This window comes from Novipirellula aureliae (assembly GCF_007860185.1).
Lineage (GTDB): Bacteria > Planctomycetota > Planctomycetia > Pirellulales > Pirellulaceae > Novipirellula_A > Novipirellula_A aureliae.
The window spans coordinates 189,362-203,900 of the sequence record NZ_SJPY01000005.1; the positions used below are offsets into that span (position 1 = coordinate 189,362).

The window sequence follows — 14,539 nt, forward strand, 5'->3', positions numbered from 1 at the left end:
TAGAGCATTTTTCGTTTTCTTTGTCCCTTTTTGTCAAGAAAGGACGCATTGGCTTTTAAGAACGATTTCCTCCGCTTATCCAAACGGCAGACGCTGTCCACCGACTTCCATCGGGAGAATCACCATGTCGAATCGACAACCACACACCCGGCATCCGCTGGACCATCATGTGCGAGCGGTTCCGCTCTCGGAGATCAGCAATTCTCGGATGACCCGTATGGAGTGCGACCGGAAAACACCAAGTTCAAGCCGCAAGGCTACCGATGATTCCGAACCGGAACGCCAATCGTCTTGGCCAGACAGGCCCATTGCCACGTACGCCCCCCGGCCATCGTCGATCAACATCGAGGCGTTAGATAACTGCTATCGCAATTTGGAGGATTACTTGCAAAATCATGACGACGATTAATATAAATTGCGTGACAAACGTGATTGCGAAGCCTCCTAAGTTCCTCTCATCGTAGTCTTGTCTACGAACCTTTTCACCAAACCCCTCTCAAGGAAGAAAGATGTTGGTTCTATCACGAAAAGTCGGCGAGCGAATCACGATCGGCGACGACGTTCAAATTATCATCACCCGATTTGCGGGAGGACGGGTGAGCCTTGGCATCGACGCACCCAAGCATGTCGCCGTACGCCGCCATGAACTCGAATCGCGGCCGATGGATCGCCAAACCGAACGTTTTGCGGTTGGAATCAGCGGCGTTGGTCATCAAGACTCTCGGCTCCCGGCGTGATCGAGACTCTGGACCGCCGGCACGTTGGTATGAACGCAAGGGCTCGTAATGATCGTCCTAAACGAAAGAACTTGGTGTGACTTTCTATTGTCCATTTCGTCCTTACAAAGAGGTGTCCCCGTCGGGTTCCAACGAAGCACATTGCCATGGATTGGCCCGGCGGGGCTTTCCGAGAGATTGCAATGTCAAGCGACGTAAAAAAGACTCCGTGTGCCGCCCGTTCTGTTGAGCAGATGATCGCCAAAGTGCGCGACGGCAATGCTGAATCGCTGGGGGATTTGCTGCAGCTTTACCAAGACTATTTAGCAATTCTCGCAAGCACGCAGCTCGATCATCGCCTACGCCGCCGCATGAGTACGTCGGACTTGGTTCAAGAAACGATGTTGGCCGCTCACCGCGACTTCGCTCAGTTTCGTGGCAACAGCGAAGGTGAGCTGATGGCATGGCTACGTCAGATTCTTAGCAACTGCCTCAGTCATGCAGTCGAAAAGCATGTACATGCAAAGAAGCGAGATCTTCGTCGCGAAGTCGCACTCGACGCGATGGTGAAACGGCTCGATGACAGCATGGCAAGGCTTTCGCACTTGGCCACCGACAAAGCTGCCAGACCGAGCGAAGTGATGATGCGTCGTGAATTGGCCGCTGAGCTATCCGACCAACTGGCGAAGCTGAAAGATAGTTATCGGGATGTCATCGTGTATCGCAACATGCAAGGTCTTTCATTTGACGAGATCGCCGAGCGGATGGAAATCAAGTCGGGAGCGGCGCGAATGCTGTGGGTTCGAGCGATCGCGAAGTTCAAAGAAGTGTGTCAGATGAATGAGAACGGAGACAAGATATGATTCGATTTCAGGGTAGCGAAATTCGTCAAGATTTCCGGAATCAGGATCGAGACGAGAAACGAATCGTAGTGGACGAGGTACCGCGGCCCGTCGCGGAAGGACTCGTAGCCTCGTCCACTACCAATACGATTGACAACGACGATGAGCCCGACTTCATGCGCGGCTTGACGGACGCACCGACATCTATTCGCTGGCCACGACATTGTACGAAATGCTCGGTCTGCGGCCAGCACATTCGGGTGACGACACCGCCTCGATATTGCAACAAGTCAACGCTGGCGGCATCAAGCCATTGCGGCAACTCCGCCGCGATTTGCCTCGCGATCTGGAGACCGTTATCGCAAAAGCCATGTCGGCTCATCGCGACCAACGCTACGACTCCGCGAGTGACTTTGCGGACGACTTGCGACGGGTATTGGCGAACGAACCAACGGTCGCTCGTCCTCCGACCTTGATCGACCACATCGTGCGACACGCTGCCAAGCATCGAACGGCAGTCATCACCACTCTGTTGGTTGGCAGCTTGGTACTGGCCGGTCTTGCCATTGGCACCACGATGCTGGCTGCGGAAAAACAAGTCTCCGATACGTTGTTGATTCAGGCGCAGCATGACAGAGCGATCACGCGTGAAGCCGTCGATCGCTTGGGAATGCAGATCTCTGAACTATTGGCCGACATTCCCGCTGCGAACTCGGTTCGACAACGATTGCTATCGGAAACACTTGACTACTACAAGCAAATCGCGGCCGCTGAGGTAATTGATGATCGCGACAGCCAGCAACGTATCGACCTGGCGGTGGCGTACGGAAAGATAGGGATATTCCAAAGTGAACTCGGCCAATCCGCCGATGCGACCGCGTCGTTGCGAGAGTCAGAGCGACTTTATGGCGTGCTTGCCCAAGACTCTCCCGATGACGCTGACGTACACCTGCAGTGGTCGATCAGTCAGAACAATCTCGCCGAAAGACTTGCCCAAGTCGGCGATTTGCAGTCGGCCGCGGAATGGTTCGCAAAAGCAATCGCCACCCAGAAGCGACTTGGAAACAACGTTGAGCTTGCCAAGACGCTCAATAACCTCGGAGGCATGCTGTCCGATGCGGGCAATGTTAGCGAATCTCAACAAGCGTATGAACGAGCATTAGCGTTGATCGATGGTGGTGGACGAGGTAACGAGTCCGTCCCTGATGCTGGGACGCGTGACCTCGTCCACTACGAGGAACGCACGCTTCAATCGACCATTCGATCCAATCTGGCAGGACTGTTGGCCAAGCATGATCCGCACCAGGCGGCAACACTTGCACGTCAATCGCTCCAGTATCAACTTGAATTGTTAGCGAAAGACCCAGGCAAACCGAAGCTTGCAACGCAGGTCATGCTGACACTCAACACGCTTGCCGACACGCAAACCCAGATCGGAAATCACGCTTCCTCAGTCGAATCGCTGCGGCAAGCGGTTGAGATCGGACGTCAACTTCACACACGTTGGCCTGACCAACCGAGCTATCGGCGAGATCTGGCCATCAGCCTGAACCATCTGGGACTTTCGCTCTCCGCGCTCGGCGAACTGAATCAGGCGCAGTCAGTGTTGCAGCAAGCTGCTGAGCAAGGGCGAGCTTTGCTGGAGGTGTACGGTGACAGCGCGGAAGTCCAAAACATGCTCGGTGGCATCTTGAACAATCTGGCGTTCCTCGCCGGTCGAATCGGTGACCGCCACACGGCCAGTCTGCTTTACGAGGATGCGATCGTCCATCAGCAGATCGCCATTGACCTGGCACCGAAGATCCTCAAGTACCAATCATCGCTGAAAACGCAACAAACCAACTTGAAGCAATTACGAGGTGAGTCATGAATGGAAACCACGAAAGTCGTATCCTACGCATCGAGCGTCTCGAAACCCGATCGCTATTGGCAGGAAACTTGTTCGCTGCCGATGACCTAACACTCGATCTCTTCATCGATGGCGCGGACTTCAGCGGTTCGCAGCAGGACGTCGAGGTGACGCAAACGCAAGAAGTTCGATCGATTGGAAACAATAATAGCCCCAATGTTCAGGAAACAACTCGTCCGAATCCGTCGATTACGGAGTCCGATATTGTCCAAAATTTGCAGTTTGATCTCGCGGCCCAAGAAGCTGTAGCACTTTCGCCAAGCCAAGGCCAGCAAGCTCAACAGTCGTCGACGACCGAAGTTGTGAACCACCCACCAATCTCGGCAGTCGACGCAGCTTTATCGGCACTCACCGCCACTGCACCGACCGAGGCCGTGGGCGCTGAAATCTCGATTGCGAACGAGACGCAACCGGGGCTTGTGACCGAACAAACGCTGGAGTCGTCCATCGTTTCGGGGCTCGAAACAAGTCAACGACAACTTGCAACATTTACAGCCGATCTCACAACCGCCATTCAAGAACCTTCCGATGGATTGATTGAATTGGCACCCGCAGACTTTGATCCATCACTTGACGGTTTCAAAAACGATAGTCTTCTGCCGTGGCAGATCGATACAGGACTTTTTCCAAAGATCCGATCGGTAGTTGAACGAGCATCGAATCATCGAGCTGAATTTACCGACGCAGCCATTGCGTCCTGGCTCGGTAGACCTGGCGGAATGATCTCGCTCGACCAAGTGCGACTGCCGGCCAACCCCGTGATTGCTGGCGTCAATTGGTTCGATGTGCAATTGGAATCGTCGTTGCAGTTACATCGTTCATTGGAATTGATTGCCAGCGGAAAGGCACTTCCGATTTCCGACGTAGCGATCGACGCGATCATGGCGTCACTCAACGAGATTGCGGAATCGCAAACGCAACCGATCAACATCATTCATCCGATTGAGGTTCCCAAACTCGTCTATCCCGCGATCGCAATCTTAACAGCCGCAGCGATAGCGGCTAAACGCAAACATCGACACCCTGAACCCCTCAACAGCGTAACATGACTCCGCTTGCAAAGAACCGATACCTTTTCCGCTCCATCGGCGGTTTGATTCCAGTCGTTGGCTTGATGCCAACGATGTTGTCTCCATTGACCTGTCAGCCAACACCGTCGCCGTGGATACGATCTTTGTCGCTCTCGCTTGGTGATGGTGAGGAGACGCTGACAAACGATGCGACGATTAACGGCAACTTGATCGAAGATGAGTTGGAAGACCTGCCTCCAACCGACTTCGACCAATTGCGTCACGCTGACATGGATTCAGAAAACCAACGACGCCACTCGCACCCGCAAGATCAGGCGGGTCGAACTTCCAATCGGGATGACAGTGGACTCGTCGATGTGGAAGAATCCGTAAACGACAGTCTGACCGACAGTACAGACACCATCACAAGCGAAGACTCATTGGTTGATTCAACCGAGGATTTTCAGCAACGAGCGCGCCTGCTGGGAGTTGCCGCAATTAACGGCGTCGAAGCCGGTGTTGCCAGTTTTGGCTCCGTTAATGTCGATCTTCGTCGACCCACCGGCCCCTTCGTCGCTCTCGATCAACTCGCACGCTACCTCGTTCACCTGAAGGACAGCGACGTCTACTCGCAAGACGCCATCTTCGTGTCCAGTCAATCGACTTCGTCTCGATGCACGTGAGCTTTTCTGCATTTCAACCTAATGATTTTGGTCCAAAAAGATGATGCAAAACAACGTGTCGCCCCCTACGAAAACCGATGACGGAGACCCGCTGGCCCAAAAGGTCGCGAAGTCACTTCGACGCTATGGCTACATTCATATTGCGGTCACTCACGTCGGTGATCGAATCATTCTGCTTTCCGGCCTACCAGAAACCGCTAACGACCGAGCACTCGCCGTCGAGCATCACTAAAATACTCTGGCATGATCGTCATAACACTCCATGCTTCATATGCCGCGTATTGTGGTTCCATTTAGCCAAAGTGCATTCATCGACAGGATCGCCGAGCGCTAACGGAGCTCCATCACATAGATGACGCAAAAACGCCTCCAATTTAGCAAAACTAGCTTCGAGTCCAGTCTCAAGCCCTCGATATACGGCGATTCGAGTCGCTAACCCGCTTTTCGCTTCTTCTTTGTCTTGCCAAGTGCAGCCCAAAGTGGATCGTTGTCGTCATCTTCCCATTGGGCGTAGTGATTCCAACAAACCTTCGGCGTATTTCCCATCAATTCGGCAAGCACCTCGATCGAAACCGGGTTACCGGTGTAGAAACCCGATATTGTCCTTGCCGCGAATCCGTTCACCGTTCTCGTCAAAAAGACTTTTCTCTTCTTCGTTCCGGGTGGCGTGAATTACTAGCAGTCCGTTTGTTTCCATTGCCACGCAGAACCATGCCGCTGGCGACGTGATTTTCGATTCCTTGCCATTTTGAATGAACCTTTCTGAGTTGCCCCGGTTGTCGCCAGGAATTGACTTAGGAAACGAGAGAGAAGACACTATGTGTGGGAACCGAATTCGGTTCCTTGCCGCCAAGGGATCGACATACGGTTTGCCGACCGTGGTCCCTTGGCTTTTTTATGCGCAGCTTCAGCCGCTAAAGCGGGTGGAGCACGAGATTGAAACGAGTGTAAAGCACCCGCTTTCCAAAGAAGGGGATTCAACATGATTCAGTGCCTTGCCAAGTCGACGCGTGTTTTTGGAATGCTCGGTTGCCGCCGAGAATTCCCACGTCATTTGCTACACAGAATAAATACACTCGCCATTTCAGCTTGCACAGCACTCTTCGCACAAACCCTCTATACACCGACACTTCAAGCCGAGTCAAGCGACCGACCCAACTTCGTTTTGATACTTACTGATGATCAAGGCTATGCGGACCTAAGTTGTTTCGGAGGAAACCATGTCGTGACGCCGAACATCGATCGGATGGCGAAGGAGGGCGCACGGTTGACCAGTTTTTATGCCGCAGCTCCCCTCTGCACGCCGTCGCGTGCGGCGCTGATGACGGGCTGCTATCCAAAACGGATCGATATGGATGTCGGCTCCAGCCTTGAGGTCGAGTTGCCCAATGTCCCAGAGGGTAAGCTCTTTCCCGTTGCTTTGGCCGGAGACGGGAAGGGGCTCAATCCGAAGGAGTTGACCATTGCCGAAGTGGCTCAGTCCGTAGGCTATAAAACCGGCATGTTTGGCAAATGGCATCTGGGGGACCAGCTTGAATTTCTGCCGACGCGTCAGGGTTTCGAGGAATTCTTCGGACTCCCATACAGCCACGACATTTATCCGATGCATCCCCGGCAGAAGTTTTTTAACTTTCCGCCGCTGCCGCTGCTTGAAGGTGAAAGGGTCATCGAACAGAACCCGAATGCCGACTATCTAACCCGACGGATTACCGAAAGGGCTGTCGGCTTCATCCGCGAGCACAAGGATGAGAAATTCTTCCTTTACGTTGCCCATCCTATCCCGCACGGTCCCTTGGCGGCGTCCCCTGAAATCAAAGAGGCCTATGCTTCGATCGCGTCAACTGACAAGACCAAAGCAGGGATCTATTCGACCGCGATTTTTGAAATCGACTGGTCGGTCGGCGAAATTCTAAAAACGCTCAAAGAGACCGGCATTGATGAGAACACCGTCGTGCTATTCACCAGTGACAATGGTCCAGCGGGTAGAAATGGTTCGGCGAAACCCTTGAGTGGTGGAAAAGGGAAAACCCTAGAAGGAGGCATGCGGGTGCCTGCAGTGATCCGCTGGCCCAACGTGATTCCCGCTGGAAGTGATACCGACGAGCTGTTGACCGCGATGGATGTGCTCCCCACCTTTGCAAATCTAAGCGGTGCGGCGCTGCCGGACGATCTCGTCATGGATGGAAAAGATATGATGCCCACACTTTTTCACGGTACCGAGAGCCCTCACGAGTACTTCTATTATGTGCACTGGGGTGAGCTTGAGGGGGGACGGTGGATGTCTTGGAAATTGCGTATCATCGAAGGCGAAACGGCCCTCTACAATCTGGATGACGATATTGCTGAACAGAAGAATCTGGCGGCTAGCCACCCAGAAATCGTGACACAGCTAAAATCCGCCATGCAGGCCTTTGAAAAAGAAATGAAAGAAGAGGCTCGACCTGCCGGTTATGTCAAAAACCCGCGTCCTTTGACCGAGAAGGATTGAGATTAGTCGTTAGCTGTTAGCGATTCGGTGTGGGGGCAAAATATTTACGAGCGACATTATGAAGTTGCGAGACATTGTAGCCATCTGTCTGGTCGGTTCTGCAGTGATGACCAATTCGGCTGGGGCTAAAGAACCGGTCTGTATCAAATCACTTTTGGGGGAGATGGTCGATCGAGATGGTGTGTCGTGTTATCCCGAGTCGGACTTCCGGTTGAAACAACCAAGCAGTTATGATCGGAGATCGACAAGTCCTGAAGACTCAGAAGGTTGGCTTCGAAACAAGAACTCTAACTGGAATGACACGGATTCGAATTTTTATTCGAATCGGGCTCTTCAGAAGAATTAGTGGTTAGATTCATCAAGTAAACGCTTTAAGGCATAGACGTTAGCAAAACAATTTGCAAGCCCATGAATCATCCGGGTTAGCCCACAAATTCTGCTGAAGTGCCTTTATATTGGGGAGAGGGGAATAAGAGAAATGAACAAAGTAATATTGAAGTTGCTAATGGTGGTTTGCTTCGGATTCGCGTTCACGGTTCATTCGGATGCCGAGACCGTGTTGTTTAACCCGACTGCTGCGGATGTCGTCGCAACGGTGGGTGACCTCGATGCAGCGACGATCGGAGGTAGCTGGGATGCCTCGCTTTCGCAGACGAGTCGATTTGATGAAAACATCGGCGGCTACGTCTATGTGATGGAGGGCGATTATGTGGAGCTAACGCTCGATGACGGCGGTATCGATTTTTTCTCAACCGACGTGGCGATCCATTTTGAGATGTTGGCAACGCGGGCTTCACCGGCTGGCGATAAGTTCATCACACTGATCGGGTATGATGGGGCCAACGAAATCTTCCGCCTGAGAAATGTTTCGAGCACAAACACTCCCCAGAATTCCATTAGCGCGACGACCGGTGATGGTGAGGAGCCGATGGGGTTCACGCCCCTACGCTATATTGCGGAGGATGCCGGATATCCGTCTGGCCTTCAGGACTTTCGAATTGTCCTCTCCGACAACCGCGTCTCTTTCAGTGGATCGAGCCTGACCCCACAGGAGGGGCCGGTTCTTCATTCGACACGAACGCTGACCCGTCTGCGTTGGGAGATGACCAACGGTGGCGGTGGCAACCATGGGGTATGGCTTGACGACGTCCGGATTCAGGAAGGTTTACCAAGTGCCCCGCGAGAGGCGACGGATCGCCCGAATATTATCTTTATGTTGGCGGACGATTTGGGTTACAGCGATATCAGCTGCTATGGCGCGAAGAAGTTGGACACGCCAAACCTCGACACCTTGGCTTCAGACGGACTACAGTTTACCACCTTCCTCTCCGCGGCGAACGTCTGCTCTCCCTCGCGGGCGGCGTTCCTAACCGGTGCCTATCCGTCACGATGTGGGGTGCCGATGGCAGTGAATCATCCGCTTCAGAACCATTGGTTTTTGGGACTCGATTCGGATGAGATCACCATCGCCGAGCAATGCCGAAAACAGGGCTACAAAACGTTCATGGTCGGTAAATGGCATCTGGGGACCGAGGATGTCTTCCTTCCCTTCAATCAGGGATTTGATCGTTGGTTGGGAACGGTGGCCAATGCAGGCAGTATCTATGACGACAGGGAGGTTGCATACGACACATACCCTCAAACAATCCTTACGTCTTTGTATACTCAGCGCGTCCGAGAGCACATCCGTGACTCGCGTGACCAGCCGTTCTTTATCTACTATCCACATAACTATCCGCACAAGCCCTTTACGGAAGGGAACGCCTTTGATGGGAGCACTGGTAGCGGAACTCGCAGCGACGTGTTGAAAGAGATGGACTGGAGTGTCGGACAGATTGTTGCGGAGCTGGAAGCTCAAGGCATCCTGGAAAACACACTGATTGTCTTTTCGTCCGATAACGGCGCAGTCCCGCCATCGCAATATGGCAATGCGCCGTTCCGCGGCTCAAAATATGTGACGTGGGAGGGAGGACATCGGGTTCCGCTTGTGATGTACTGGAAAGGGCAAATTCAGACGCCGGCAATGATCGATTCGCCGCAGGTCCGTGCAATGGATCTGTTTCCCACAATATGCGAGCTAATCGGAGAGCCCGTACCGAAGGATCGGGTTTATGATGGTACCAGCTTGGTGCCGCTGATGAGCGGTCAGTCGATTGATCGTGATCCGAACGAACCATTCTATTACTACACCGGAGACAACTTGCAGTGTGTCCGAGTCGGCAATTGGAAGCTGCATGTTCCGCGAACCGAGTACCAACTGCCCTGGTGGGATCAAATCAAGCCACCGCCATCGACCTATCAGCTCTACGATCTGGCCAATGATGTGCATGAGGACCGGGATGTCTCGGCGGACCATCCGGAAATCGTCGCTGCGCTAAGCGAACTGGCCGCGAACATCGTCCTTGAGCTCGGCAATCCCGATCCTGAGACGGGAACGCTAATCGTAGGAAGCGGGCAGCGGGGAACCGGTTCGATCTTTCCCGAGGTGCCGACCCTTCTCAATAATGAGTCGGACTATAAGTATGTGCCGGACTGGAATACCTTGACAGACGCTGAAAAGGGACGGGGGAAAACACGCGAGGGGATGAACGGTGTTGTCGACGCAGCGAATGAGTTCATCGACGGATCCACGTTACCGCATGGATGGCAATATCTGGAAGCTTCAATAGCGTCCGGTGGCAGCGAACGTGCGATGACGCCGGGCGTTGCAGTAGGCTCGGAAGGCAACACGGGATTCCTGGGAACCGGTACTGCCGCGCTGATCGGCAGCGCCGATGCGGGCCGTTTCGTCATCGATTCGGCCCATACGGCCAATGCAGCCGCGGCAGGAACCGATCTTCTTATCGTCACCGATGACGCGGCAGCCCGCGATCATGTGATTGTTCGCTATACTGTTGACGATGCGGATATCGGTATCGGAAAGACCCGTGCAAACATCACCGGAAGCTTCCGCGATCTGGTCGGTGAGATGACGGACGATTCCATCACCGCACAGATTTTCCATAACGACACCCAGCTGTTTTCTGCCACGGGATCGGCGGGCCGGCTGACGCTGGCCGACGGCTCCTTTGATTTGAGGGATATCACGGTAGCCACAGGCGATACGATCGGTTTTGTAATCGGAAGTAACGGCAGCAGCCAAGGCGATGAGGTTGCCCTGAGAGCGTCGATTCGATTTTCGGTGCCGCGAATCAAAACGAATAAGGAATCAGAGCATGAACACTAAAACGATTACTAACTCCGAATACCAGTCTCAATCCTGCGTTTGCAGGCCGGAGATGTCACGATGCCGCTTCCTCGTCACGGCGGCGATGTTTGCCGTGGGGCTGGCCGTCTCTACCAATGCCATGGCGGCGAAGCCGAATATTATAATTATTTTCAACGATGATCAGGGCTATCAGGATCTGGGGTGCTACGGTTCGCCGAACATCAAAACACCGAACGTCGACCGGCTGGCCGCCGAAGGGATGCGTTTTACAGATTACTATGTCGCCTCGCCCGTCTGCTCGGCCTCGCGCGCGGCATTGCTGACCGGATGCTATCCCAACCGCGTCGGTGTGGAGGGAGTCTTTTTCCCCAACCGTGGCCACGAGGGGCTAGATCCCAAGCACGTCACCATTGCCGAGACGTTGAAAACCGCAGGCTACGCCACTGCCGCCGTCGGTAAATGGCATCTCGGCGACGAGTTGGAATTTTTGCCGACCCACCAAGGCTTCGACTCCTACTACGGTATCCCCTATTCCAACGACATGTATCCATCGGAGAGCATGAAATATGCCGAGGATTGCCTCTTCCGCGATGACCAAAGCCCCGCAACCCTCAAAGAGGTGTTTGCTCAAGGAAAGTTACGATCCGTAAAGGATAAGGTACCGTTGATGCGTGACGAGGAATGCATCGAGTTTCCCTGCGATCAAGCGACCATTACCCGCCGTTATGCCGACGAAGGAATCAAATTTATCTCCAAAAGCGTGAAGACTCAAACACCGTTCTTCCTCTATCTCGCCAACTCCATGCCGCACACTCCGCTGTTCGCGTCAACCGAGTTCAAAGGCAAGAGCGACCGCGGTCTCTACGGCGACGTGATCGAGGAGATCGATTTCAACACCGGACGGATTCTCGATCACTTGGAAAAGATGGGCGTCGAGGACAATACCATCGTGATCTTTTCTTCCGACAATGGCCCATGGCTGATCAAAGGCGAAAACGGCGGATCCGCGCTTCCGCTGTTCGAGGGTAAGATGACCTGTTTCGAAGGCGGACAACGCGTGCCCTGCATCGTTAAATGGCCGGGCAAGATTATAGCGGGATCCGTCTGCTCCGAAATGGCTTGGTCGATGGACCTCCACCCCACGCTCGCAAAAATCGCAGGTGCCCAGTTCAAACCTGCTATCCCGGCTGATGGCGACGACATCTCTGATCTATGGACCGATCCCGGAGCAAAGTCGCCGCACGACTATTTCTTTTATTGGCACCAAGGCTCCTACAACGCGGTCCGGCAGGGCGACTGGAAATACCACAAGAAGGAGCTCTTCAAAGTCAAGAAAACCGCCCGCAACACCCAACAACCGACCCTCTATAACCTCAAGGACGACATCGGCGAAGCCAACAACGTCATCGCCGAGCACCCGGAAATTGCGGAACGTCTCGCTAAGGCGCTTGATGCCCAGATTAAGGCTACCGGTGCGAAAAAATAGAAAAGGGTACAGCGATGAATCTTAGAATTCTAATCGGTATGGTTCTGCTGGGAATGATTCCAGGTTTTGATGCAGCTTCCTCCTATCAGCAGAAGAAGGGACGCATGAACCCTGTTGTTTTGCCCGCAATGGTGCGCGAACTCGATTATCGTATCGGGCAAGTCAGTCATGAATTCGTTTCTGCCCTGGACATTTTGCCAACCACCGCTGCCGCCACCGATGTCTCCTTGCCGACAGATCGAAAACTCGACGGGTTTGACCTGATGCCGATGTTGGTCAAACAGGTTGATTCCAGTCCCAGGCAAGAAAGTCCCAGGCAAGAATTTGTTTCCTACAACGGTTTAACGCTTGAAGCAGTGCGAATGGGGCCGTGGAAACTGCATCTACCCCGTAAGGCGGTGAACCTTGTCTAATGGGCAAAGAAAAAGGGTGAGTATAAATACCTCGATCATTGACTGGTCAACAACCTGTCCAACGACATTGCCGAAAAACGCGACCTTGCGAACGCGAATCCAGAGAAGACTGCCGGGCTTGAAAGGATGGCCGAGCAAACGCGTCACGAACTGGGCGACTGGAACAGGGAGGGAAGCAACCGGTCTGCCAATGCCTATCCCGGCCAATGCCTATCCCGGCCAACTGAATACCCTCAATTTTATCAAGAAGCCCAAAGGGGAGTAAGCTCATGAGAACCCGACGCCCCTCTCTGATTTTACCAACGGTTTTGTTTGTTTGGGTCTTAGGTCCTACAAGCATGGCTGCCGAAGGTCCATCGGAGGTGATTCCGTCGAAACCCAACTTCGTCATCATCTTCACCGACGACATGGGTTAGTTGACCGCGGACAGGGACCCTAGACTCGACGAATCACGCTGTTTTCCGCACTTTTACTTTCATTCGAATGACGATGAATTCAGCGGGATTCAGCTCAATTCGCGTTGATTAGCTACACTTTGCTACATAGAGAGCCAAAGCAGGCGTCCTCCGCCGACTGATTTGCATTGGTCGTTGTACGGCGTTCCCGAGCAACTCGAGAACGATGAAACTAAAGCGAGGTGTATTGGGAACTTCAAAAGTTCATCGTGTTGGCGCTCAAGGCGAACCCAAATGTCTTGGAATGCCTCTAGTCACCGATCGTCGAAGAACTGCTTGCGATGCGAGAAGCGTTCTTGTCTAAGCTCGTCTTCCAAACGTTCTCGGGCTACGTCGCATCACAATTCAAGAAGATGCAAACCGACATTCGCGGGTCTGGCCGCGTGAAGTGGAAGCACGTCATCCAGGCGATTCGCGATCGTCATCACCGTGGCGAGAGTCTGTTGCGAACCAAACGCGAAGATCGCGTTTTTTACGAACCCGGCAAACATTGGTTCAGGACTTGGTCGGCAGCCCTTGAAGCAGCCGGTCATCCAACGTCCAAACGTGAGTCTTATACAGCCGATCAAGTGCTACTGAGGATTATTGACCTGTATGAACGCGAGAAGCCGATCACGTTTGCTTCGCATGGTGACGACAAGCTATGTCGATCCGCAAAGAAACACATCGGTGGGTGGCGACGCGAGGTCGAGTCACTCGGTTTAGGGAACGAACTGCGCAAATCAAGGACTGATCGTCAAGTGCTCGAAGCGATCTGGGTGCGACGTGCGGAGGGACATCTTTTATTTAGGGCTTACGAGGAAGATCCGTCGCGGTTTCGTGCCGCGAGCAAGCATTTTGGAGATTGACCCCGCGCGATGCAGGCGGCTGGTATGGAGATGCAATCTCGTCAACGATGGGATAAATGCCGTGTGATTGGGCGACTGAAAGATCTTGTTGAAACGTTTGCGACCTCACGCAAGCACGCGTAGAACAACAACTTCGGCGTTTGTGTACGACAGGCTACGACCTCGGCGCCATGGTGAACCGAAAACGCGACCGCGCGCTCGATGAAGCGGTACTCCGCTACCACTGCACTTGGCGAGCCGCCCTCGCTGCCGCCGGCATCAATCTCGCCAACGTCTCCCGCCGCCGTCCCGACCACTTCGACCGAGAGACCATGATCCTCTGGCTCCGCAAGCGGCAAGCAGCCGGCCAAACTCTGGTCTTTTTCGAAGTTTGTTTAGAAAACCGAGACCACGCGTTGGTGATCCGCCGAACGTTTGGAAGCAGGGGCAAGGCGATAACAATTTCCTGTGGCGAGTCACACGACAGTCTCTAAAGCGGAAC

14 protein-coding genes and 1 pseudogene are annotated in these 14,539 nt (G+C 53.6%); 14 read left to right on the forward strand and 1 reads right to left on the reverse strand.

The genetic code is table 11. The features are described from left to right. The first annotated feature begins 124 nt into the window (after window positions 1-124). The 7 genes from Q31b_RS15610 to Q31b_RS15640 all read left to right on the forward strand — a co-directional run bounded on the left by Q31b_RS15610 (window position 125) and on the right by Q31b_RS15640 (window position 5,392). Window positions 125-409, forward strand: a complete 285-nt coding sequence (locus Q31b_RS15610) for a hypothetical protein (RefSeq protein WP_146600618.1) — start codon at window positions 125-127, stop codon at window positions 407-409. Between the two features lie 100 nt (window positions 410-509). Further along, on the forward strand, window positions 510-737 hold the full coding sequence (locus Q31b_RS15615) for a carbon storage regulator (protein WP_146600619.1): 228 nt from the start codon (window positions 510-512) through the stop codon (window positions 735-737). Window positions 738-919: 182 nt separating this feature from the next. Next, window positions 920-1,579: a sigma-70 family RNA polymerase sigma factor gene (locus Q31b_RS15620; protein WP_146600620.1), complete on the forward strand. Its 660-nt coding sequence runs from the start codon at window positions 920-922 to the stop codon at window positions 1,577-1,579. A 211-nt stretch (window positions 1,580-1,790) separates the two neighbouring features. Then, complete coding sequence (locus Q31b_RS15625; protein WP_146600621.1) at window positions 1,791-3,428, forward strand: tetratricopeptide repeat protein; 1,638 nt, start codon at window positions 1,791-1,793, stop codon at window positions 3,426-3,428. Beyond that, entirely contained in the window at window positions 3,425-4,516 is a 1,092-nt protein-coding gene (locus tag Q31b_RS15630; protein WP_146600622.1) for a hypothetical protein, read from the forward strand. Before Q31b_RS15625 ends, Q31b_RS15630 begins: the two co-directional genes overlap by 4 nt. Further along, window positions 4,513-5,160, forward strand: a complete 648-nt coding sequence (locus tag Q31b_RS15635; RefSeq protein WP_146600623.1) for a hypothetical protein — start codon at window positions 4,513-4,515, stop codon at window positions 5,158-5,160. Before Q31b_RS15630 ends, Q31b_RS15635 begins: the two co-directional genes overlap by 4 nt. A 40-nt stretch (window positions 5,161-5,200) precedes the next feature. Next, window positions 5,201-5,392, forward strand: a complete 192-nt coding sequence (locus Q31b_RS15640) for a hypothetical protein (RefSeq protein WP_146600624.1) — start codon at window positions 5,201-5,203, stop codon at window positions 5,390-5,392. A 200-nt stretch (window positions 5,393-5,592) separates the two neighbouring features. Here the strand turns inward: Q31b_RS15640 and Q31b_RS15645 are convergent, their stop codons facing one another. Next, window positions 5,593-5,796 carry a hypothetical protein gene (locus tag Q31b_RS15645; RefSeq protein ID WP_197171615.1) on the reverse strand — a complete coding sequence of 68 codons (204 nt, stop codon included), beginning with the start codon at window positions 5,794-5,796 and terminating at the stop codon, window positions 5,593-5,595. 385 nt (window positions 5,797-6,181) lie between these two features. Between Q31b_RS15645 and Q31b_RS15650 the strand changes: the two genes are divergently transcribed. The 7 genes and pseudogenes from Q31b_RS15650 to Q31b_RS15675 all read left to right on the forward strand — a co-directional run bounded on the left by Q31b_RS15650 (window position 6,182) and on the right by Q31b_RS15675 (window position 14,531). Next, window positions 6,182-7,648 carry a sulfatase family protein gene (locus Q31b_RS15650; protein ID WP_146600625.1) on the forward strand — a complete coding sequence of 489 codons (1,467 nt, stop codon included), beginning with the start codon at window positions 6,182-6,184 and terminating at the stop codon, window positions 7,646-7,648. Between the two features lie 478 nt (window positions 7,649-8,126). Then, window positions 8,127-10,874, forward strand: a complete 2,748-nt coding sequence (locus tag Q31b_RS15655; protein WP_146600626.1) for a sulfatase-like hydrolase/transferase — start codon at window positions 8,127-8,129, stop codon at window positions 10,872-10,874. Continuing rightward, on the forward strand, window positions 10,864-12,342 hold the full coding sequence (locus Q31b_RS15660) for a sulfatase family protein (RefSeq protein ID WP_231617613.1): 1,479 nt from the start codon (window positions 10,864-10,866) through the stop codon (window positions 12,340-12,342). The genes Q31b_RS15655 and Q31b_RS15660 overlap by 11 nt, the downstream gene beginning before the upstream one ends. A gap of 14 nt (window positions 12,343-12,356) precedes the next feature. Further along, the gene (locus Q31b_RS15665) at window positions 12,357-12,755 is read left to right on the forward strand and encodes a hypothetical protein (protein ID WP_146600627.1); all 399 of its coding nucleotides are present in this window, start codon (window positions 12,357-12,359) and stop codon (window positions 12,753-12,755) included. A gap of 269 nt (window positions 12,756-13,024) precedes the next feature. Continuing rightward, window positions 13,025-13,171 (forward strand): hypothetical protein, encoded by a 147-nt coding sequence (locus Q31b_RS28300; RefSeq protein WP_197171617.1) that lies wholly within the window; start codon window positions 13,025-13,027, stop codon window positions 13,169-13,171. A 150-nt stretch (window positions 13,172-13,321) separates the two neighbouring features. Then, window positions 13,322-13,626, forward strand: a pseudogene (locus tag Q31b_RS29500) (DNA polymerase beta superfamily protein); the annotation flags it as partial. 602 nt (window positions 13,627-14,228) lie between these two features. After that, window positions 14,229-14,531 carry a hypothetical protein gene (locus Q31b_RS15675; protein ID WP_146600628.1) on the forward strand — a complete coding sequence of 101 codons (303 nt, stop codon included), beginning with the start codon at window positions 14,229-14,231 and terminating at the stop codon, window positions 14,529-14,531. Window positions 14,532-14,539 lie beyond the last annotated feature (8 nt).

Excerpts from the sequence above, each read along its gene's own strand:
- Q31b_RS15660 (WP_231617613.1), top strand. The coding sequence starts at position 10,864 with ATGAACACTAAAACGATTACTAACTCCGAATACCAGTCTCAATCCTGC.
- Q31b_RS15650 (WP_146600625.1), top strand. The coding sequence starts at position 6,182 with ATGCTCGGTTGCCGCCGAGAATTCCCACGTCATTTGCTACACAGAATA.
- Q31b_RS15635 (WP_146600623.1), top strand. The coding sequence starts at position 4,513 with ATGACTCCGCTTGCAAAGAACCGATACCTTTTCCGCTCCATCGGCGGT.
- Q31b_RS15620 (WP_146600620.1), top strand. The coding sequence starts at position 920 with ATGTCAAGCGACGTAAAAAAGACTCCGTGTGCCGCCCGTTCTGTTGAG.
- Q31b_RS15630 (WP_146600622.1), top strand. The coding sequence starts at position 3,425 with ATGAATGGAAACCACGAAAGTCGTATCCTACGCATCGAGCGTCTCGAA.
- Q31b_RS15655 (WP_146600626.1), top strand. The coding sequence starts at position 8,127 with ATGAACAAAGTAATATTGAAGTTGCTAATGGTGGTTTGCTTCGGATTC.
- Q31b_RS28300 (WP_197171617.1), top strand. The coding sequence starts at position 13,025 with ATGAGAACCCGACGCCCCTCTCTGATTTTACCAACGGTTTTGTTTGTT.
- Q31b_RS15610 (WP_146600618.1), top strand. The coding sequence starts at position 125 with ATGTCGAATCGACAACCACACACCCGGCATCCGCTGGACCATCATGTG.
- Q31b_RS15615 (WP_146600619.1), top strand. The coding sequence starts at position 510 with ATGTTGGTTCTATCACGAAAAGTCGGCGAGCGAATCACGATCGGCGAC.
- Q31b_RS15665 (WP_146600627.1), top strand. The coding sequence starts at position 12,357 with ATGAATCTTAGAATTCTAATCGGTATGGTTCTGCTGGGAATGATTCCA.
- Q31b_RS15675 (WP_146600628.1), top strand. The coding sequence starts at position 14,229 with ATGGTGAACCGAAAACGCGACCGCGCGCTCGATGAAGCGGTACTCCGC.
- Q31b_RS15640 (WP_146600624.1), top strand. The coding sequence starts at position 5,201 with ATGATGCAAAACAACGTGTCGCCCCCTACGAAAACCGATGACGGAGAC.
- Q31b_RS15625 (WP_146600621.1), top strand. The coding sequence starts at position 1,791 with ATGCTCGGTCTGCGGCCAGCACATTCGGGTGACGACACCGCCTCGATA.